Source organism: Marinithermofilum abyssi, from assembly GCF_014641195.1.
Taxonomy (GTDB): Bacteria; Bacillota; Bacilli; order Thermoactinomycetales; family DSM-45169; genus Marinithermofilum; species Marinithermofilum abyssi.
The window spans coordinates 1-18,640 of the sequence record NZ_BMHQ01000014.1; the positions used below are offsets into that span (position 1 = coordinate 1).

Sequence of the window (18,640 nt, forward strand, 5' to 3'; positions counted from 1 at the left end):
CGATCCATGGGAGGAGCGGATACCCAAGAAAACCGCGTTCTCCTTCACCCAAACTGTCACAACCAAGTCCACAGCCAAAATTTAACCGTTGAAAAGCCGCGTCCCTCACAGGGCGTTTGAGAGGCTTAAGCGGATTGCGGGGAAACTCGCACGATCCGTTCTTAGGGGGGAACGGCCCCGTAAGGGGCCTGCCCTACCCGACCCCCCTAAGGGTTTTTCATCGCAGAACGATCCTTAGGCGTATACGATCCCGATCAGAATAAGCGGAAAACAGCTTAACGTACCTTAGGGATTGCCGCTTTCCTAGTCTTTGTTTTTGAGGCACCAATAGTGCGATCCGCCTTACGGTAAAAACAACAGGAAATAGAAGGAGGGGGTAATTCATCTCCTCCCATTTCCAATAACCTTCAAGTTCTAGAAGTCTGGGAATAAGGATAAAAGAAGTAACCGCCATTCTGTTGAAAACCGCCCAAAATGGGCGGCTTTTTTCCGTCCATTATAAGATTGGAACGGCAATTCCAATCAATAATTAAAACACCACATGGCTTTCATCAGAAAAAAGACCTGTTTTAGCAGGTTTGAAAGACCGGTTGCTATCATTCTTATACAAAGTTTTTGGTGGGTATGCTATTTTATTGAGGCGTTTTTCAAGGGCAGCTCTTAAATAACTTAAAACACCCGTGCTATATACACGGGCTGGGAAACGGGTAAGCATACAAGGAGGTAAGTAAACATACAGGAACATCTTAATCTGTTGTTATCGTACAAAACACTAGCCCTTAAACAATCAACCAATGGATCCAAATTTCTAATTCCTAATTTTATATGTCTGACTGTCGGAAGGAGGAACGGTACACTCCCACGGCTTTAGCCATTTGGAGCAAGTCACATCAATCTGAATGAAGGACCTCGAGGCGGGTTTCAATAAACCGCTTTATCCTCTTCAACTTTTGATATTCCTGCATAGAATGACACAACATCGAGAAGCTTTCTTTTTCGGCTGTTCGAATATTCTTTTTTAAATGATGAGAGCCATCTAATGAAAAGCGAATGTACCCGCTCGAGAAAGGCCAGAGAGGTTTGTATAACTCCACATGCTGGATATCTTTAAATAATAGGGTGATATCTTCTAAGACATGCCGTTTTTTCCTAGTAATCGAATGGATGAGTTTTATGGAGCTTTGATACATACGGATACAACCACCTGATAATTTCAGTTCGTGCATGATATCCCTCCAGGTCTGCTTAAAAGTTCATTGGTTTTTAAACCTAAAACAGCCCGTGCTATTTACACGGGCTGGGAAGCAAAGGGTGTTATGTAGAAGAGGTTAGTAAAGATATAAAGGTTGTGACCTTGGCTTATCGTTATCATAGAAAACTTGAGCCACTCTAACAATCCACCATTGGATCCAATTTCTTTTTCCTACTTTCGTATTTCAGGCTATCGGAAGGAGGAGCGCTACAATCCGCCGCAAACACTATCCACCCTTCGTGAAAGAACCCCACCGGCTCCCTGTACATAAGGGAGCCGGTGATTTGTCCCGTCTAAACGCAAAGGAATTATTGGATTGTAGAAGTCACACCTTCTACAACTTCCTGTTGCTCTTTTACAATCTCTTTTGTGTCTTGCACTTGGGGCTGTACAGTATCCCGGTAGATATTTTTATTATCATCAGCCTTTTTAACTTCTTTACCTGTTTCCTTTGCGGCCTTTTTAATTTGATTTTTTCCTTGGAGAAAAAGCGTTGCTTTGGGAAACCACGAAAAAACCCCGGAGTGCCGTCCGGGGTCGGATCAATCATTCTCCCATGTATTTGATTCGGAATTCGGCCGGTTTCATAATTGGCAACGCTTCTTTGATGTGATCATCCTGAAAGTCCTTGTCTCCAGCAAGATATCCGGTTTGGTCAACATTCCGAAGTAAACGACTGGTTGATCTTTGGAATCTCGTATTACCGGCGCTTTTGATAAATCCATCTGTCGTAGATCCTCGATGTCAGCGTATTCATGCTCGGAATCATTCACCGTAACCTTGGGCCTAATGGCGCGTGACTTGTACTTTTTGAGTGCACTTTCGCATTGTGCCGCATCTCGTTGAATCTCTTGGAGTGGACAGTATAGGCTTCTAAGTCGGAGGAAAGGGAGCAACGGGCCACAGAGTCGAAGCTATATAGGTTTGTCATCCATCTGATTTTGTTCAGGTTCAGATCATCTGAAACGGTGAGATGGGAGTCATTTTCCTTATTGTCCGTTTATGTGAAAGTGAGATCGAAGAGGATGTGACCGGATAAATTGTGATATAATCAAGCGGCATAGAGAATCCATGTTCGCAGGTGGGATATCAGTGAGAATCATGGGAATCGATCCTGGAATCGCCATCGTGGGTTACGGGGTCCTGGATCAACGGGGGAATCAGTTGAAACCGGTGGATTACGGCAGCATTCAGACCGAGGCCGGACTTCCCACCTCGACGCGCTTAAAACAGATATATGATGCCGCGACCCATCTAATGGAGAAATACCGCCCCGATGTGGTGGCGATCGAGAAGCTGTATTTCAATCGAAATGTCACGACCGCCTTCACCGTGGGTCAAGCCAGAGGCGTGCTGATGCTGGCTGCAGAGGAGGCGGGAGCCGTGATCACCGAATATACGCCGCTTCAGGTGAAAATGGCAGTGGTGGGTTACGGTCAGGCGCAAAAACGGCAGATCCAAGAGATGGTCAAGATGCTCTTGAACCTGCCGCGAATTCCCCGGCCGGACGACGTGGCGGACGCTTTGGGTGTGGCGATTTGCCAGGCCCACTCGACTACGTTTGAACATCGGCTGGACAAAGGGGGTCGGGTGAGGTGATCGATTGCATTCGTGGGCAGATATTGTACAAAACCCTGGATTACTTCGTCGTGGAAACGGGCGGGGTTGGGTATCGCGTGTTTTGCGCCAACCCTTTTCAATGGCCAGAGGAAGGGGAGATTTGGGTCCATACCCATCAGGTGGTTCGGGAGGATGCCCTGATGCTCTACGGATTCCAACAGGCAGAAGAGCGGGACTTGTTCCGGTTATTGCTGGAGGTTTCGGGGATCGGTCCCAAGGGGGCGCTGGCCATCGTGGGGACGGGCAATCCGGGTGCCCTAGTACAGGCGGTGGAACGGGAAGACATCCGGTTCTTGACGAAACTGCCGGGTATCGGGAAAAAGACGGCGCAACGGCTTATCTTGGATCTGAAAGATAAGTTGGAAAAAGCGGGCTTCACCCAGAAATTCGGCGGGGTACATGCCGAGACGGCTGTGTCTAGTCCGCCATCGGATCAGATGCGGGAAGCGATTGAAGGCTTGAAAGCCCTCGGCTATAATGAGGAAGAAGCGAGATGGGCCGTGGAACAGGCCAAAGCGGATTTTGGCGGGAAAGAAGCGGGGCTGGATGAATGGATCCGAAAAGCCCTGCAAGTTTCGATGAGCCAGAAATGATAGGGGGGAGGCACGATGGAAGAACGCATCATCTCTTCCCGGATGACGGCGGATGATGAGCCGGTGGAGTTTAGTCTGCGACCCCGCTACCTATCGGATTATATCGGCCAAAGCCGAGTGAAAGAAAACCTGAAGATATACATAGAAGCCGCCAAGATGCGGAAAGAAACGCTGGATCATGTTCTCTTGTACGGCCCGCCGGGTTTGGGGAAAACCACTCTGTCCCATATTATCGCCAATGAGCTGGGTGTCAGTGTCCGCACTACGGCCGGGCCGGCCATTGAACGGCCGGGTGATCTCGCGGCGATTCTCACTAATCTTCAGCCTGGCGACCTGCTTTTTATCGATGAGATACACCGGTTGAACCGTTCGGTGGAAGAGGTGCTCTATCCCGCAATGGAGGACTTCGCCCTCGATATCGTGATCGGGAAAGGACCGAGCGCCCGTTCCGTCCGGCTGGACCTTCCACCTTTCACTTTGGTGGGAGCGACGACCCGTGCCGGTTCCCTATCGTCTCCTCTGCGGGATCGCTTTGGTGTGGTCAGCCGTCTGGAATACTATACCGTGGAGGAGTTGACGCTCATCGTCGAGCGAGCAGCAGATTTGTTGCAAGTGGGGATCCGCGAAGAAGGTGCGGCAGAAATCGCTTCCCGTGCTCGAGGCACCCCCCGTGTCGCCAATCGGTTGCTAAAGCGGGTGCGGGATTTTGTTCAGGTGCAAGGAGACGGGGTGATTACCGGCGAAACGGCCCGGGATGCATTGGACCGGATTCAGGTGGATAAACTGGGACTGGATCAAGTGGATCATAAGTTGCTCTTGTCCATCATGCAGCACTTTCGCGGAGGACCGGTCGGCTTGGAAACCATTGCGGCCACCATCGGGGAAGAGGCCCATACGGTGGAAGACGTATACGAGCCCTTCCTGATGCAGATTGGTTTTTTGCAGCGAACGCCCCGAGGGCGTATGGTCACTCCCCGGTGCTATCAACATTTTGGGGTGGAGATGCCCAAATGAGTCCCGTACCGAAGCTGTTGATTGTTGTCGGTGTTGTTTTAGTAGTCATCGGCCTGTTGTGGCAGCTTGGCGGCCGTTTTTTTCCGCTGGGCCGTTTGCCGGGAGATATCGTGGTTCAAAAAGAGAACTTCACCTTTTATTTTCCGGTGGTTACGAGCATCGTGTTAAGCGTGGTTTTGTCGTTGATTCTGTATCTGATTCGCCTGTTCCGATAAGGGGCGGGCGTTTTTCTTGGCGGACACTAAAAGAGGTGAACTGAAAATGGAAGTATCCGCGTTTGATTTTGAGTTGCCGGAGGAACTGATCGCCCAGACTCCGACCCCTGACCGTTCCTCCTCACGGCTCATGGTGGTGAATCGAAAAAACGAAACGATTGACCATGGCCGCTTTCCCGATTTGTTGAATTACTTGCGTGCCGGGGATCTGCTGGTACTGAATGACACCCGGGTGCGCCCGGCGCGGCTGATCGGTGTAAAAGAGGGGACCGGAGCCAAGATTGAGATGCTGCTGTTGACTCCGCTGGGGGAAAACCGGTGGGAAGTGTTGATGAAACCGGCCAAACGGGTCAAGCCGGGGACAGTGATCCATTTTGGCGAAGGCGCCTTAAGGGCCGTTGCCGAACAAGAGGCCGAAATGCCGGGAGGGAAGATCGTCCGGCTGGAATATGAAGCAGAAGATTTGGACGCCCTTTTGGAGACGTTGGGTGAGATGCCGCTGCCTCCGTATATCCGGGAGCGTTTGGATGATCCGGAGCGGTATCAAACCGTTTATTCCCGACATACCGGCTCGGTAGCCGCCCCAACAGCGGGGCTCCATTTCACGCCGGAGATTTTGCAGCAAGCGGAGCAAAAAGGGGTCCACATCGCCTATATTACGTTGCATGTCGGTCTAGGCACCTTTCGGCCTATATCGGCGGACCGGGTAGAAGATCATCATATGCATGCCGAGTATTACGAAATTCCCGAGGAGACGGCTTCCCTCATCCGGGAAACCGAACAAAGCGGGGGACGTGTGGTAGCCGTAGGTACTACAACGGTCAGAACCTTGGAGACGGTAGCCAGGGACCATGGTGAAATCCAAGCCACCAAAGGGTGGACGGACATCTTTATCTATCCCGGTTTTCAGTATCGGGTGGTGGATGCGCTTTTGACCAACTTTCACTTGCCCAAATCGACATTGTTGATGTTGGTAAGTGCGTTTGCCTCCAGGGATTTGATTCTGCGGGCATACCAAGAAGCGGTTCGTGAGCGGTACCGATTCTTCAGCTTTGGGGATGCGATGCTCATTTTGTAACACAAGCGTGACATCCTTCTTTCAATCCCGCCTTTTCCTCATGTATAATGGACGAGTAGGAGGAAGCGCCATTGGCTGTTCGTTATGAGTTAATCAAAATTTGCAAACAAACCGGGGCCCGGCTCGGACGTCTACATACGCCCCACGGCACCATTGACACACCGGTGTTTATGCCGGTGGGAACTCAAGCCACGGTAAAAACCATGAGCCCGGAAGAGCTGAAAGAGATGGGCAGCGGGATTATCCTGAGCAATACCTATCATCTCTTTCTCCGTCCGGGACATGAGATTGTGAAGGAAGCCGGGGGCCTGCATGGATTTATTAATTGGGACCGGGCGATCCTGACTGACAGCGGAGGATTCCAGGTCTTCAGTCTGAGCGACTTGCGAAAGATCGAGGAAGAAGGCGTTTCGTTCCGTTCCCATTTGAGCGGACAGCCCCTGTTCATTAGCCCGGAAAAGTCGATAGAAATTCAAAATGCGCTCGGAGCCGATATTATCATGGCTTTCGATGAGTGCCCGCCCTATCCGGCGGAACGCCGTTATGTCCGGGATTCTATGGATCGAACCCATCGTTGGCTGAAGCGGTGTGTTGGGGCCCATCAACGCCCGGAGGATCAGGCGTTGTTTGGCATTGTGCAAGGCGGGATGTACAAGGATCTCCGCCAAGAGAGCGCCAAGCAGATCACCTCGGTGGAATTGCCGGGCTATGCCATCGGAGGCCTCAGCGTGGGTGAATCCAAGGATCTGATGTACGAGATGCTGGAGGTGACGACCCCGCTTCTTCCGCAAAACAAACCCCGCTATCTGATGGGAGTGGGCTCCCCCGACGCGCTGGTGGAGGGAGTGATCCGGGGGGTGGACATGTTTGACTGCGTGCTGCCGACACGGATTGCGCGAAATGGGACCACGATGACCAGCCAGGGCCGGGTGGTGGTCCGCAATGCCAAATACGCCCGCGACTTCACCCCGCTGGATCCGGAATGCGATTGTTACACTTGTCGAAACTACAGCCGGGCCTATCTCCGCCATCTGATCAAGGCGGATGAAACTTTCGGCATCCGTCTGACGACCTACCACAACCTCTATTTCTTGCTTCGCCTGATGGAACAGATCCGGCAGGCGATTCTTGAAGATCGGTTGCAGGATTTTCGCGATGCCTTCTTCGAAAAGTATTACGGATCGGATGAAAATAAGCCCCGCCGAAGTTTTTAATCGCTGCAGGATGGGCGATGATGAAGATGGGTACTTAAATGGTTAGGAGGAATTTGTAATGAACCAGGGATTTTTGATGCAAATCTTGCCGTTGGTTGTGATCTTTGCGGTGTTTTATTTTTTGTTGATTCGTCCGCAGCAAAAGCGGCAAAAAGAACGAAATGCCATGTTGTCCGCTTTGAAAAAAGGGGACAAAGTGATCACCATCGGCGGACTTCACGGGACGATCACGGATCTGAACGATGAGCGCGTCACCCTTAAAGTGAGCGACAACACCCGTTTGGTATTTGAGCGTTCTGCAGTGAATGCGGTAGTGAACAGCAGCGAAAAGGAAGAGGGCAAAGAAAAAAGTGAAAGCTGAGCCTTACATGATACAATTGCGCAAAGCTCTTCTGCTTGTATAGGCAGATGAGCTTTTTTTTGTTGCATGAACGGAGGAGATTGCTGGGAAACGTTTCATGCTTCGCATTGTTGTTATTTTTATATGTATCTTCGGAAGAATTGTAAAAAATATTAAAAAAATAGAGAAAAATTTGTTATAATGAATATTTGAGAACGATTGTAAAAAACGGCACAGGAGGAAGGGTGATGGAAAAACCGAGCGCACGGAAATGTTTGAGTTTAGTGATGTTATTGGCGATGGTCATAGGGATGGTAGTAGTGCAATCGTCTGCACAGGCAATGTTTCCAATGGAATGGGAAAAGAGAAGTATCTATTTTATCATAACGGATCGTTTCTCCAATGGGGATCCGTCCAATGACAACTTCGGCGGAATTGACTCGGATCAGAGCGACCCGCGAAAATATCACGGGGGAGATTTTCAGGGGATCATCAACCAGCTTGATTACATTAAAAACATGGGCTTCACTGCCATCTGGATCACACCGGTCACGATGCAAAAAAGCGCCCATGCCTACCACGGGTATTGGACCTATGATTTTTACAGCGTGGACGGCCATCTGGGCGATATGAACAAGCTGAAGGGGCTGGTTTCCAAAGCCCGCGCCAAAGGGATCGCTGTCATGCTGGATGTGGTGGCCAACCATACGGGAGACTTCCAGCCCAACAACGGCTTTGCCAAAGCCCCTTTCGACAAGTCGGACTGGTATCACCACAACGGGGACGTTAAGGACTGGAACGATCAATGGTGGGTAGAAAACGGGGATGTTGCCGGCTTGGATGATTTGAACCAGGAGAATCCGGCAGTGGCTGCCGAGCTGGAAAAATGGATCAGCTGGACGGTGCAAACCACCGGGGTGGACGGCTTGCGCGTCGATACGGTGAAACATGTCCCAAAATGGTTTTGGAAGGATTTTGACGGGGCAGCCAACACCTTTACCCTGGGCGAGGTGTACCATGGGGATCCCGAATATGTAGGGGATTACTCCCATTATCTGGACGGTGTGTTGGATTTCCCGATGTATTACACCATCCGGGATGTCTTCGCGAAAGAACAATCCATGTACAAGGTGGCTGACCGTTTCAAACAAGACGGCTCCTACCGCAATAAACACCTGAATGGAGTCTTTATCGACAACCACGATGTTCCGCGCTTCTTAAACGAAGCCTCCGGCAGGCCCGGAGCCGACTGGGACAAATACCCGCAGATGAAAGCGGCGTTGGGCTTCCTGTTCACCATCCGGGGAATTCCTGTGATGTACCAGGGAACCGAACAGGGCTTCAGCGGAGGTCAGGATCCCTATAACCGCGAGGATATGGTCTTCAACGCCAATCACGAGTTGTACAAGTATGTAGCCAAATTGAATGCGGTACGGAATACCCATCCGGCGTTGCAAAACGGCAGCCAGCAGGAAAAATGGGTGGATGACGTATTTTATGCCTTCCAGCGCTCCAAAAACGGCGACGAAGTCGTAGTGATGATCAACAACTCCTGGAGCAATCAGTCCCGTACCGTTCCCCATCTCGACAACCTGCCGGACGGCACCACCATGTACAACCGGATGGGTTCAGATCAAGTGACGGTATCCGGCGGGAAAATCTCTGCCACACTGGGTCCGAAAGAAGTGAAGATTTTTACCAATTAAAAAGAGCCGGCATGTATTCATTTCTGCAAAAAAGCTTCCGGTGATATTCATCGGAAGCTTGGAACCATTTCTCGTCCTGGTCATCAACGGAGCGGATTCCCCGTGTTCACTCCGAACACCCCGCCTAAAGCACTTAAACTGGTCGCGCAGATGAGAAGCAGGGCAGGTTGGACCCGCATGGCTGTATCAAAGGCGAGAAAACCGATGATGAAAATAAGCAGAACATAGACCAAGCCGGTTAACCCGCCGTACAACCATCCTCTTCTACCGGCTTTTCTCCCGCTTACCCATCCCCCTGACAACAGTGCTGCCGCGTTAATCCCGTATGTAAAGTAGGGCAAGGTGGATTCCGAGATGGTGCTGAAACGCAGGAGTAAAGCGGTGATTACAGATCCTGCCAGAACCACAGCCAAAATGAGGGTTACCCCGCCCACCATGGGATTTCGGGTGATCGGGTTCCATTTTTCCGCCGAAGTTTCCTTCATGAACGTACACCTCCCGAGGGTGTTTGTACATGGGTATGAGCTTGTCGCCGTTTTTATGATATCGTGTCCCATCACCTCCTGATAAAAGGCCCCGTTTCTGTGGAGACTAAGGGTATTCCCTGGAGGAGTGTGGGTGACGTGGAGCTGTGGACGGTCATTTTGCGTTCGTTCTTCATTTACATCTTTGTCATGGTGATCATGCGCATGATGGGGAAAAGAGAAATCGGCAAACTGTCCGTGTTCGATGTGGTGGTGTCCATTATGATCGCGGATTTTGCCGTGTTATCCATCGAAGATCTGAAGATGCCGTTGATCAAAGGCATCATGCCCATCATCGTGGTGGCATCTGCCCAGATTCTTTTGTCATACATTTCCTTGAAAAATGCTAAGATCCGTCATATCGTAGATGGTGAACCCAGCGTTCTCATCCGAAACGGAAAGATTCAAGAAAAGGAGATGGCGCGTCAACGATATAATTTGGACGATTTAATGACACAGCTTCGGGAAAAAAACATTGCCCATGTAGACGACGTGGAGTTTGCCTTGTTGGAAACGACGGGCAAGCTGAGTGTGTTTCCAAAAAAAGATGTCACCTCTCAAGTGAAGCTGCCATTGCCGGTCATTATAGAAGGCAAGGTACAAGAAGACGCTCTGAAGCAAATCGGGCAAAACCGCTTTTGGCTCAAAAATCAAATTCAGAAATACGGATACCGGGACTGGAAAGAGATCTTCTTTGCCAGTATCGATCAGTATGGGAAGCTGTACATCGATCCCCGCAAGGATTAACGGGGAAAGAAGGGAGCCAGCCATTTTCCGATTCGGGGGATGCGCTCTATATCGTCCCTTTTCACTAGAGCCAAAACCACCAGGAATATACCGTAAGCTGCAAAGCTGGTGCCCGTGGATACAAGTACATTCAACAAAAGGGATCTGTTTCCGTGATGGAACAACCAGTACGCAACGGCTCCCATCCCGGACATTGCCAGTAACAGCTTCAGTAAATCCCGGCCCATCAACGTGACCGGTACATAGTGCAAGACAGTGAGAAAATGGAGAACCGTGACGATGATAATCCCGCAGTTGACTGCCAACACGACCCCGTCGATACCCAAACGGGGCTGGGAGGCCAGTAAAAAGATCAGCACGGTTTTGACGATGGCGCCGAAAATGGAGTTGCGCATCGCATCTTTCGCTTTGTCCAGGCCTTGCAATACGGCGGAAAACGGGCCCTGTAAATAGAGGAATAGAGCAAAGGGTGCCAGTATTTTCAGCAGGCGAGCCACATCCGGTTGATTGTACAATAAGAGGGTGAGCGGCTCTGCCAGAATGAACATGATTACCGCACAGGGGCCCCCTACCACCAGAGACAGTCGCATGGCCTGGTTTAAACGATGCTCCACCATTCGGTAATTGTTTTGCGCTGCTGCTTCGGAAATGGCAGGTACCAAAGAGACGGACAGGGCATAAGTGATAAACGCCGGAAAAAAGACCAACGGAACGGCCATCCCTTCCAGTTGTCCATAGAGGGAAGTGGATGCGGCTACGCCGATTCCGGCTAAAGCGAGACTTTGAGCAACGACGATCGGTTCTACAGCGTAGGCCAGAGAGCCCACCATGCGACTCGCTGTCACGGGTACGACAATCCGCAACAGTGGCCGAACGGTTTTCTTCACCCGTGACCACCCTCCGACGAGGCCGTAGTCGCTTAAACGAAACCGAAGAGGGGGCCGCTTCGGATCTTTTCGATAAGACTGAATCAGATAGAACATCCCTGCCGTCTCGCCGATCACCATGCCCAGCATGGCCCCTGCGGCGGCATATTCCACACCATACGGCAGGAGGTAGCGGGCCAAGATCAACACGGTAAAAATGCGTACAATCTGCTCCACAATTTGGGAAAACGCATAAGGGCTCATATGCTGCCGGCCTTGAAAATAACCTCGGAAAATGGAAGAGATGGCGACGATCGGAATGATCGGTGCAATTCCCAATAGAGCGTAAATAGCGCGCTCATCCGTCAGCAGCGTATGGGCGATCAAAGGTGCCAGCAGGATCGTCAATCCCGTGAAAAGAATGCTAGTACAGATGACAATTCCGATCGAAACGATTAAAATAGAACGGATGCGACGTTCATCTCTGACAGCTCCAGCCTCGGACACCAATTTGGAGATGGCGACAGGGAGGCCTGCAGTGGTGATCGTTAAAGTGAAAATCAGGATGGGGAAAGCCATTTGAAACAAGCCCATCCCTTCGTCGCCGATCAAACGCGAGAGGGCGATGCGGTAGACAAAGCCGAGCACTTTTGTCACAAAGCCGGCACCGACGAGAATGAGAGTCCCGTGCAAGAAGGTTTGCTTGGTCAAAGTGAGCCCTTCCTTCCGCGAAGTGGTTCGCTGTGATACAAGCTTATGCCCTTGTCCCCCTGCGGCATGACTCAAAATGTCGGAGAGAGTGGCAGGGAAACCGTCGAGGAATCACGAAAGGAAATGTCAAAATCCAACACGGGAGATCCCAACTCAACCAATTCAGACTAGGGGGGAACGTAGATGCGTCAACCCGCGTTGCGACAAACACTGAAGCCCGTTGTCAACCGAAAGAAAAAAGCGGCGGCTGTAGAGCTGTTAAGCGAATCGGAACTGATGAAATGCATTGAGGATTTATGTAACAGCAAGGCCGAAGAGTTTCGTTTTTACGGATATGAAAATGTGACCGGCGAGCAGGTGTGGGCCTGTGTTTCCGAAAGTTACCGGCGGGGGTGGCCGCGCCTGAACCGGCTGGTTAACGACATACTCTCCCTGAAAGCGACCCGTTTCATGAACTGGCTGATGGTCAGCGTATACAAAAACCCGGGCGATCAATAAAAGCTCGGGTTTTTGTGTTTGTGGTATAAAATTGACACACTCCGGCGGACTTGGGATAATGGGAATGGTTGTCTTTGAAATGAAGGAGGAGCGGCAGCATGAAGGTTCGCAAAGGAAAAGTTGTGGTCTTTTCGCTGTTGGTCATCGCCATTTTAGCCACAGTGGGGCTTACAACCCAACAAGTGATCAAAAATTTGACCTTGGGCTTGGATTTGCAAGGCGGGTTTGAGGTCTTATACGAAGCGAAACCCTTGGACAAAGGACAAAAGATTACGCCCCAAGTGCTGGCCAGTGCGGCAGGAGCACTTCAGAAACGGATCGATGTGCTGGGTGTGTCCGAGCCGGAAATCACCGTAGAGGGTAAGGACCGGATCCGGGTACAGCTGGCTGGTGTGACGGATCCGAAAAAAGCACGAAAAATTTTGGGTAAACCAGCAGTCCTGACATTCCGCGCTCCGGACGGCAAAAAGATTTTGATGCGCGGCACGGACTTGGCCGAGGGCGGTGCCAAGCAGGACTATGATCAGAACGGCCGTCCGGCTGTGATGGTCAAGTTTAAGGACAAAGAAAAGTTTGCGAAGTATACACGGGAATATGTAGGGCAACCCATGCCCATTTACCTGGATGATCAGCAGCTCTCCGCTCCGGTAATTCAGGAACCGATCCTGAATGGGGAAGCCAGCATTACGGGCAATTTCAAAGCCGAAGAAGCCAAGCAGCTAGCAGAACTATTGAACGCCGGTTCCTTGCCGGTGAAGCTGAAGGAGCTGCAAAGTTATGCGGTGGATGCCAGCCTCGGGAAAGCGTCCTTACAGGACAGCTTAATTGCCGGTCTGTATGCGGTCGGGTTCATCTTTCTGTTCATGATCGGTTATTACCGCCTTCCCGGACTGATTGCTGTAGTAACCCTTGTGGCATACAGCTATCTGGTGCTGCTTACCTTCTCCCTGTTGCACGTCACATTGACGCTGCCGGGGATTGCAGCATTCATCCTGGGGATCGGGATGGCGGTGGACGCCAATATCATCATGTATGAACGGGTCAAAGAGGAGATGCGGATCGGGAAAAGCATCCCGGTTGCCGTCAAGAGCGGTTCGAAGCGTTCTTTCCTGACGATTTTTGACGCCAATATCACGACGATTATTGCGGCAGCTGTGTTGTTCTATTTCGGGACCGCAGGCGTCCGTGGTTTCTCTGTCTCTCTGATCGTCAGCGTATTGGTCAGCTTCCTGACGGCAGTTGCCCTGTCGCGTATTCTGATGAACCAGCTGCTGAAGGCCAATGTACTAAAAAATCCGGGTTGGTTTGGCGTAAAGGAGGATGAGATCGGTGAACTCTAAAATCGACTTTGTAGGGAATCGAAAATGGTTCTTTCTCATCTCCGGCGTCATCATCCTGGCGGGTGTCCTTTCTTTGTTGGTGCAGGGTCTGAACCTGGGGATCGATTTTAAAAGCGGGACACGGATAGACATTACGATGGACAAGCCAGTCGGCCAACAAGCAGCGCAAGCGCAGTTGGAAAAGATGGGCTATGCCAATCCCGATGTCACCACTGGGGGCAACGGTCAGATTGTCGTTTTTCAGACCACAGAGACCTTGGATTCCGGCAAGGTAGAGCAAATCCGGGATCAATTCAGCAAAGCCTTTCACCAAAAAGTCCAGGTCGAAGAGCAGAAAGTGGATCCCGTCGTTGGGCGGGAGTTGGCGCGCAATGCGATTATTTCCGTGCTGGTCGCATCATTGGGGATTATATTGTACGTTACGCTGCGCTTTGAGTATCGATTTGCAGTGGCGGCCGTTTTGGCGCTCTTTTACGATGCGCTGTTCATCATCAGCGTTTTCTCACTGCTGCAATTGGAAGTGAATCTGGTGTTTATCGCAGCAGTGCTCACCATTGTGGGGTACTCCGTCAACGATACGATCGTGATTTTCGACCGGATCCGGGAAAACATGGACCGGGAAAAACCGAAGACCTGGGAAGAGCTGACCGCATTGGTGAACATCAGTATTCAACAAACCTTGGTGCGTTCGATCAATACGGTGCTCACCGTGGTGTTTGCGGCGGCAGCGCTGTACTTATTCGGCGGAGAGAGTATTAAAAACTTCTCCTTTGCCCTGTTGCTGGGTCTTTTCTCCGGTGCCTATTCCTCCATTTGCATCGCCAGCCAAATCTGGGTGGGATGGAAATGGCGCTCGATGCAGCGGCCCAAATCAGTACCGGGCAGCTGAATAAAGCCGATGGAAATGCATACAATGAGGATGAACGAAGCCGCGGGTTTCCCGCGGCTCATCTTTTCGGGAGGAACGTCACATGAACCGGGAGCAGATGCGGCAGGCGGAAGTGGGAGCATGGGTGGGGATCGTGGGAAATCTCCTCCTTGCCGTTATCAAGGGTGTGATCGGAGTCGTTTCCAACAGTCGTGCTTTGGTAGCAGATGCAGCCCATTCCGCTTCCGATGTGGCGGGTTCATTGGCTGTTCTGATCGGGCTTCGGGTTGCCCAAGTGCCTCCCGATGAGGATCATCCATACGGACATGGGAAAGCGGAATCGATTGCAGCCATCATTGTGGCGGTGTTGCTGGGGGTGGTCGGTGTGGAAATTGGTTACGGTTCTTTTCAAGTGCTGTTTTCCAAAGTGGAAGCCCCCGGCTGGCTGGCCGTCTTAGCCGCTGTGGTTTCGATGGTGGCAAAAGAAGCGATGTTTCAGTACAAATATCGTCTTGGGAAACGTCTCAACAGCCAATCCCTGATCGCCAATGCATGGGAGCACCGCTCCGATGTTTATTCGTCGTTGGCAGCGGTAGTCGGAATCGGGGGAGCCGTGTTGGGAGATCGTTACCACATCCCTTGGCTTGTATATATGGATGCGGTGGCGGGGGTTTTGGTTTCGCTGCTGGTGCTGAAAATGGCGGTGCATTTGTTGCGGGAGTCGATTCACAATACCCTGGACCATGTACTGCACGAGGAGGAAGCCTATGAACTCGTGGAAGCCGCGGGAAAAGTGGAAGGTGTTCGCCGAGTAGATGAGCTGCGCGCCCGGGAACACGGCTTTTATGTTATCGTAGATGCCAAAGTGGCCGTTAATCCGGATATAACGGTAGAAGAAGGTCACCGAATCGGGAAACGGGTGAAGGAAACCCTGGTGGAGCAGTTTGAACATGTCTCCGATGTCCTGGTCCATATTAATCCCTATCATCCGGGGGAGGGAGAAATGGATTGACCCATCCATTTTCCGGAGAAAGAGCTCCTCTGCCAAGCGACGGGTAGAAGAGCTTTTTGCTTAACTTCAGGAGTCCTTGTATGGATTTCGTCCGCCTTATGCTATAATGAAAGGCGGCAAAGCGAGGTGACGGACTGTATGCTGCGGTCCAAAACGCGCTGGCAATCGGTAGCGGCGGACCCTGCCCGCATACGGGAATTGAGCGAAGCCTTGGGAGTCAACCCGTTAATTGCCCGGTTGCTGGTAAACAGGGGCTTGGATGATGTAGACCGTGCCCGCCGGTTTCTTCATGTAGAAGCGGATGGGCTTTACGATCCCATTTTGATGGACGGAATGGAGGACGCGGTTCAGCGAATCCGCAGAGCCCTGGATCAAGAGGAACGGATCTGGATCTATGGGGATTACGATGCGGACGGTGTCAGCAGTACCGGTTTGATGATGCGGGTTTTTCGACAGTTGCAGGCCGATGTGGATTATTACATACCCAACCGGTTTACGGAAGGTTATGGACTAAACCGGGATGCTTTGCAAAAGGCAAAAGAGGCGGGCGTCGACTTGATCATTTCCGTGGATACGGGGATCAGTGCCGTGGAGGAAGCGCAAACGGCCCGGGAGTTGGGGTTGGATCTGATCATTACCGATCACCATGAACCCCCGGAAACGCTGCCGGAAGCTCTGGCAGTAATTAACCCCAAAAAACCGGGTTGTCCGTATCCCTTTGAAATGCTTGCCGGTGTCGGGGTTGCTTTTAAGCTGGCCCAAGCCTTGTTGGGGAGAGTCCCGGAAGAAGTATTGGAAGTGGCGGCGTTGGGAACAATTGCCGACCTGGTACCGTTGGTGGATGAAAATCGTATTTTGGCGGCATTGGGATTGGAACGGATGAATCGGCGAAAGCATGTAGGTTTGTCCGCTCTATTGGAGGTTTCCGGCATTGAAGGAGAAGTGAACGCCGGGCATGTCGGGTTTTCTCTCGGGCCCCGCATCAACGCCAGCGGGCGGTTGGATTCTGCCGGCCGTGCAGTGGAGCTGCTGCTCACGGAAGATCCGGAAGAAGCGCATCAGATTGCAAAAGAGCTGGATGGAATGAATCGGGAGCGTCAACAGTTGGTGGAGATGATCGCCGATGAAGCGTCTGCCATGGTGGCCAGCGAGCCCGACCGTCATCGCCGTGTCATTGTGGTGGCGGGGACCGGTTGGAATGTTGGGGTCATCGGCATTGTTGCCTCCCGTTTGGTGGAAAAATATTACCGACCCGCTATCGTGCTCGGCATCGATGAGGAAACCGGCACGGCTAAAGGGTCCGCCCGAAGTATTGCCGGGTTTGATATCTACCGGGCACTAGCCCGCTGTGCCGATCTGTTACCCCATTTTGGAGGGCACCAAATGGCGGCGGGGATGTCCCTGCCCGCGGAAAACCTTTCTTCCCTGCATGAGCGGCTGAACGGGATTGCAGAGGAGTGGCTGACAGAAGAGGATTATATCCCTTTAACCCAGGTGGACGCGGAACTGACGGTTCAGGACGTGAATCTGGATTTGATCGAACAGTTGGAGCAGTTGCAGCCATACGGCATAGGCAACCCGACTCCCCGCTTCCGGATCACCGGAGCGAAGCTGGGGCGGATGCAGTTGATCGGCCGGGAAAAAAACCATGTAAAAATGGCCCTCGAACAGGAAGGGATTACTCTGGATGCGGTAGGCTTTCGAATGGGAGAGTTGGCGGAAGAGATCGCCCCGCGTTCCCGGGTGGAGCTCTTAGGGGAGTTGCAGATCAATGAGTGGAACCAGCGCCGATCCCCGCAATTGTTGGTTCGTGATGTGGCTGTTCCCCATCTTCAACTCTTCGACTGGCGCGGAAACGGGATCGATGTCAGCCGGTTTGACCGCCTGATCGCTGCTGAGGATGCCTTGTTTATCGGGAACCGGAAGGAGCAGCCGGATCTGTATCTGCGCGTTCAGTCCGGGAGTGCTGTGTGGAAGGACTGGGACGAAATACAAAGTCCGGCTGGGTCGGGAATGGATCGGACATTTACACAAGTGGTGTTTGCCGGACTGCCTCCGTGCATCCCTATTTTCGAAAGGTGCCTTCGGTCTCAAACCGGGTTGCACCGTATATACTTTGCCTATGGCGATGCCGAATGGGATGACGGGTTGGTCCGGACGCCGGAGCGGGAGCATTTCAAACAATTGTATGCGGCGCTTTTACGGGCCAAACGGATTGATCTCCGGCGGGATCTGGAGAAACTGTCCAGGGTGACGGGATTGTCGAAGCGGTGGATTCGATTTATGATGCAGGTGTTTGATGAGCTGGGTTTTGTCCATCAGCAGCAAGCGGCATGGGAAGTCGTAACCCCCGCCGGTAAACGTCCGCTGACGGAATCCGAACTGTACCGCAAGCAGCAAGACCGTGAGCAGGTGATAGAGCGGCTGGTCTATTCCTCGTATCGGGATTTGTGTCATTATGTATCCACTTTCTTCCCACATGAAATGAAGGCAGGAGGAACAGAGAATGGACTTCAAAGAGAAAATTCGCGAAATCGAGGACTTCCCGCAGCCGGGAGTTCGGTTTAAAGATATAACGACACTGTTGAAAGACGGGAAGGCGTTTCGCGCTGCGATCGATACCATGGCAGAACGCTTGAAAGACAAAGAGATTGACGTGATCGTCGGTCCCGAAGCCCGGGGATTTGTGGTAGGTACTCCCCTTGCTTATGCATTGGGGATCGGATTTGTACCGGTTCGTAAATCCGGCAAGCTGCCCGGTGAAACGGTAGAAGCGGGTTACAGCCTGGAATACGGAAAGGATCAGCTGGCCATCCACAAAGATGCGATTGAGCCCGGACAACGGGTTCTGGTCGTGGACGATCTGCTCGCCACCGGCGGTACGGTGAGTGCCACCTTGCAATTGGTTAATCAACTGAAAGGCAAAGTGGTGGGAGCTGCTTTTGTGATTGAGCTGTCCTATTTGGAAGGCCGCAAGAAGCTGGAAGAACAAAACGTCGACATCTTCTCTCTGGTCCAATATTAAGAAGGAAACCTCAGCAC

18 protein-coding genes and 1 pseudogene are annotated in these 18,640 nt (G+C 51.7%); 16 read left to right on the forward strand and 3 right to left on the reverse strand.

Annotated features, from left to right (window positions below):
- Positions 1-6: 6 nt before the first annotated feature.
- The gene (locus tag IEW70_RS18580; protein ID WP_373285987.1) at positions 7-120 is read left to right on the forward strand and encodes an HNH endonuclease; all 114 of its coding nucleotides are present in this window, start codon (positions 7-9) and stop codon (positions 118-120) included.
- 770 nt (positions 121-890) lie between these two features.
- Here the strand turns inward: IEW70_RS18580 and IEW70_RS15745 are convergent.
- Positions 891-1,226 (reverse strand): hypothetical protein, encoded by a 336-nt coding sequence (locus tag IEW70_RS15745; protein ID WP_188648877.1) that lies wholly within the window; start codon positions 1,224-1,226, stop codon positions 891-893.
- A gap of 1,118 nt (positions 1,227-2,344) precedes the next feature.
- Here IEW70_RS15745 and ruvC point away from each other — a divergent pair.
- From ruvC to IEW70_RS15785, 8 genes and pseudogenes are all read left to right on the forward strand, one after another.
- Complete coding sequence (gene ruvC / locus IEW70_RS15750; protein WP_188648878.1) at positions 2,345-2,851, forward strand: crossover junction endodeoxyribonuclease RuvC; 507 nt, start codon at positions 2,345-2,347, stop codon at positions 2,849-2,851.
- A complete protein-coding gene (gene ruvA / locus IEW70_RS15755) occupies positions 2,848-3,465 on the forward strand; it encodes a Holliday junction branch migration protein RuvA (protein WP_188648879.1) in 618 nt (205 codons plus the stop codon). Before ruvC ends, ruvA begins: the two co-directional genes overlap by 4 nt.
- Positions 3,466-3,480: 15 nt before the next feature.
- Positions 3,481-4,479: a Holliday junction branch migration DNA helicase RuvB gene (ruvB, locus tag IEW70_RS15760; RefSeq protein WP_188648880.1), complete on the forward strand. Its 999-nt coding sequence runs from the start codon at positions 3,481-3,483 to the stop codon at positions 4,477-4,479.
- Positions 4,476-4,694: a DUF2905 domain-containing protein gene (locus IEW70_RS15765; protein WP_188648881.1), complete on the forward strand. Its 219-nt coding sequence runs from the start codon at positions 4,476-4,478 to the stop codon at positions 4,692-4,694. The genes ruvB and IEW70_RS15765 overlap by 4 nt, the downstream gene beginning before the upstream one ends.
- Before the next feature lie 46 nt (positions 4,695-4,740).
- The gene (gene queA / locus IEW70_RS15770; RefSeq protein ID WP_188648882.1) at positions 4,741-5,772 is read left to right on the forward strand and encodes a tRNA preQ1(34) S-adenosylmethionine ribosyltransferase-isomerase QueA; all 1,032 of its coding nucleotides are present in this window, start codon (positions 4,741-4,743) and stop codon (positions 5,770-5,772) included.
- Between the two features lie 71 nt (positions 5,773-5,843).
- Positions 5,844-6,986 (forward strand): tRNA guanosine(34) transglycosylase Tgt, encoded by a 1,143-nt coding sequence (gene tgt / locus IEW70_RS15775; RefSeq protein WP_188648883.1) that lies wholly within the window; start codon positions 5,844-5,846, stop codon positions 6,984-6,986.
- 58 nt (positions 6,987-7,044) lie between these two features.
- Positions 7,045-7,347: a preprotein translocase subunit YajC gene (gene yajC / locus IEW70_RS15780; protein ID WP_188648884.1), complete on the forward strand. Its 303-nt coding sequence runs from the start codon at positions 7,045-7,047 to the stop codon at positions 7,345-7,347.
- A 332-nt stretch (positions 7,348-7,679) separates the two neighbouring features.
- Positions 7,680-9,032: pseudogene (locus IEW70_RS15785) on the forward strand (alpha-amylase family glycosyl hydrolase); the annotation flags it as partial.
- Positions 9,033-9,115: 83 nt separating this feature from the next.
- Here the strand turns inward: IEW70_RS15785 and IEW70_RS15790 are convergent.
- Entirely contained in the window at positions 9,116-9,517 is a 402-nt protein-coding gene (locus IEW70_RS15790; protein ID WP_188648886.1) for a TIGR04086 family membrane protein, read from the reverse strand.
- Positions 9,518-9,655: 138 nt separating this feature from the next.
- Between IEW70_RS15790 and IEW70_RS15795 the strand changes: the two genes are divergently transcribed.
- Positions 9,656-10,303, forward strand: a complete 648-nt coding sequence (locus IEW70_RS15795; protein ID WP_188648887.1) for a DUF421 domain-containing protein — start codon at positions 9,656-9,658, stop codon at positions 10,301-10,303.
- Here the strand turns inward: IEW70_RS15795 and spoVB are convergent.
- A complete protein-coding gene (gene spoVB / locus IEW70_RS15800; protein WP_188648888.1) occupies positions 10,300-11,880 on the reverse strand; it encodes a stage V sporulation protein B in 1,581 nt (526 codons plus the stop codon). The genes IEW70_RS15795 and spoVB overlap by 4 nt on opposite strands.
- Before the next feature lie 183 nt (positions 11,881-12,063).
- Here spoVB and IEW70_RS15805 point away from each other — a divergent pair, with 183 nt between their 5' ends.
- The 6 genes from IEW70_RS15805 (at position 12,064) to IEW70_RS15825 (ending at position 18,623) form a co-directional block, all read left to right on the forward strand.
- Positions 12,064-12,378, forward strand: a complete 315-nt coding sequence (locus IEW70_RS15805; protein ID WP_188648889.1) for a post-transcriptional regulator — start codon at positions 12,064-12,066, stop codon at positions 12,376-12,378.
- A 98-nt stretch (positions 12,379-12,476) separates the two neighbouring features.
- Positions 12,477-13,718 (forward strand): protein translocase subunit SecD, encoded by a 1,242-nt coding sequence (gene secD, locus IEW70_RS18585; protein WP_373285985.1) that lies wholly within the window; start codon positions 12,477-12,479, stop codon positions 13,716-13,718.
- A complete protein-coding gene (secF, locus tag IEW70_RS18590; protein ID WP_373285986.1) occupies positions 13,699-14,607 on the forward strand; it encodes a protein translocase subunit SecF in 909 nt (302 codons plus the stop codon). Before secD ends, secF begins: the two co-directional genes overlap by 20 nt.
- Positions 14,608-14,689: 82 nt before the next feature.
- Positions 14,690-15,598 carry a cation diffusion facilitator family transporter gene (locus IEW70_RS15815; RefSeq protein WP_188648890.1) on the forward strand — a complete coding sequence of 303 codons (909 nt, stop codon included), beginning with the start codon at positions 14,690-14,692 and terminating at the stop codon, positions 15,596-15,598.
- A gap of 138 nt (positions 15,599-15,736) precedes the next feature.
- The gene (gene recJ / locus IEW70_RS15820; RefSeq protein ID WP_188648891.1) at positions 15,737-18,166 is read left to right on the forward strand and encodes a single-stranded-DNA-specific exonuclease RecJ; all 2,430 of its coding nucleotides are present in this window, start codon (positions 15,737-15,739) and stop codon (positions 18,164-18,166) included.
- Complete coding sequence (locus tag IEW70_RS15825; RefSeq protein WP_188648892.1) at positions 18,105-18,623, forward strand: adenine phosphoribosyltransferase; 519 nt, start codon at positions 18,105-18,107, stop codon at positions 18,621-18,623. The genes recJ and IEW70_RS15825 overlap by 62 nt, the downstream gene beginning before the upstream one ends.
- Positions 18,624-18,640 lie beyond the last annotated feature (17 nt).

What these genes read in the sequence shown, in the direction of transcription:
- IEW70_RS18580 (WP_373285987.1), top strand. Translation starts at nt 7, where the DNA reads ATGGGAGGAGCGGATACCCAAGAAAACCGCGTTCTCCTTCACCCAAAC.
- IEW70_RS15745 (WP_188648877.1), bottom strand. Translation starts at nt 1,226, where the DNA reads ATGCACGAACTGAAATTATCAGGTGGTTGTATCCGTATGTATCAAAGC.
- ruvB (WP_188648880.1), top strand. Translation starts at nt 3,481, where the DNA reads ATGGAAGAACGCATCATCTCTTCCCGGATGACGGCGGATGATGAGCCG.
- IEW70_RS15765 (WP_188648881.1), top strand. Translation starts at nt 4,476, where the DNA reads ATGAGTCCCGTACCGAAGCTGTTGATTGTTGTCGGTGTTGTTTTAGTA.
- queA (WP_188648882.1), top strand. Translation starts at nt 4,741, where the DNA reads ATGGAAGTATCCGCGTTTGATTTTGAGTTGCCGGAGGAACTGATCGCC.
- yajC (WP_188648884.1), top strand. Translation starts at nt 7,045, where the DNA reads ATGAACCAGGGATTTTTGATGCAAATCTTGCCGTTGGTTGTGATCTTT.
- IEW70_RS15790 (WP_188648886.1), bottom strand. Translation starts at nt 9,517, where the DNA reads ATGAAGGAAACTTCGGCGGAAAAATGGAACCCGATCACCCGAAATCCC.
- IEW70_RS15805 (WP_188648889.1), top strand. Translation starts at nt 12,064, where the DNA reads ATGCGTCAACCCGCGTTGCGACAAACACTGAAGCCCGTTGTCAACCGA.
- secD (WP_373285985.1), top strand. Translation starts at nt 12,477, where the DNA reads ATGAAGGTTCGCAAAGGAAAAGTTGTGGTCTTTTCGCTGTTGGTCATC.
- secF (WP_373285986.1), top strand. Translation starts at nt 13,699, where the DNA reads ATGAGATCGGTGAACTCTAAAATCGACTTTGTAGGGAATCGAAAATGG.
- IEW70_RS15815 (WP_188648890.1), top strand. Translation starts at nt 14,690, where the DNA reads ATGAACCGGGAGCAGATGCGGCAGGCGGAAGTGGGAGCATGGGTGGGG.
- recJ (WP_188648891.1), top strand. Translation starts at nt 15,737, where the DNA reads ATGCTGCGGTCCAAAACGCGCTGGCAATCGGTAGCGGCGGACCCTGCC.
- IEW70_RS15825 (WP_188648892.1), top strand. Translation starts at nt 18,105, where the DNA reads ATGGACTTCAAAGAGAAAATTCGCGAAATCGAGGACTTCCCGCAGCCG.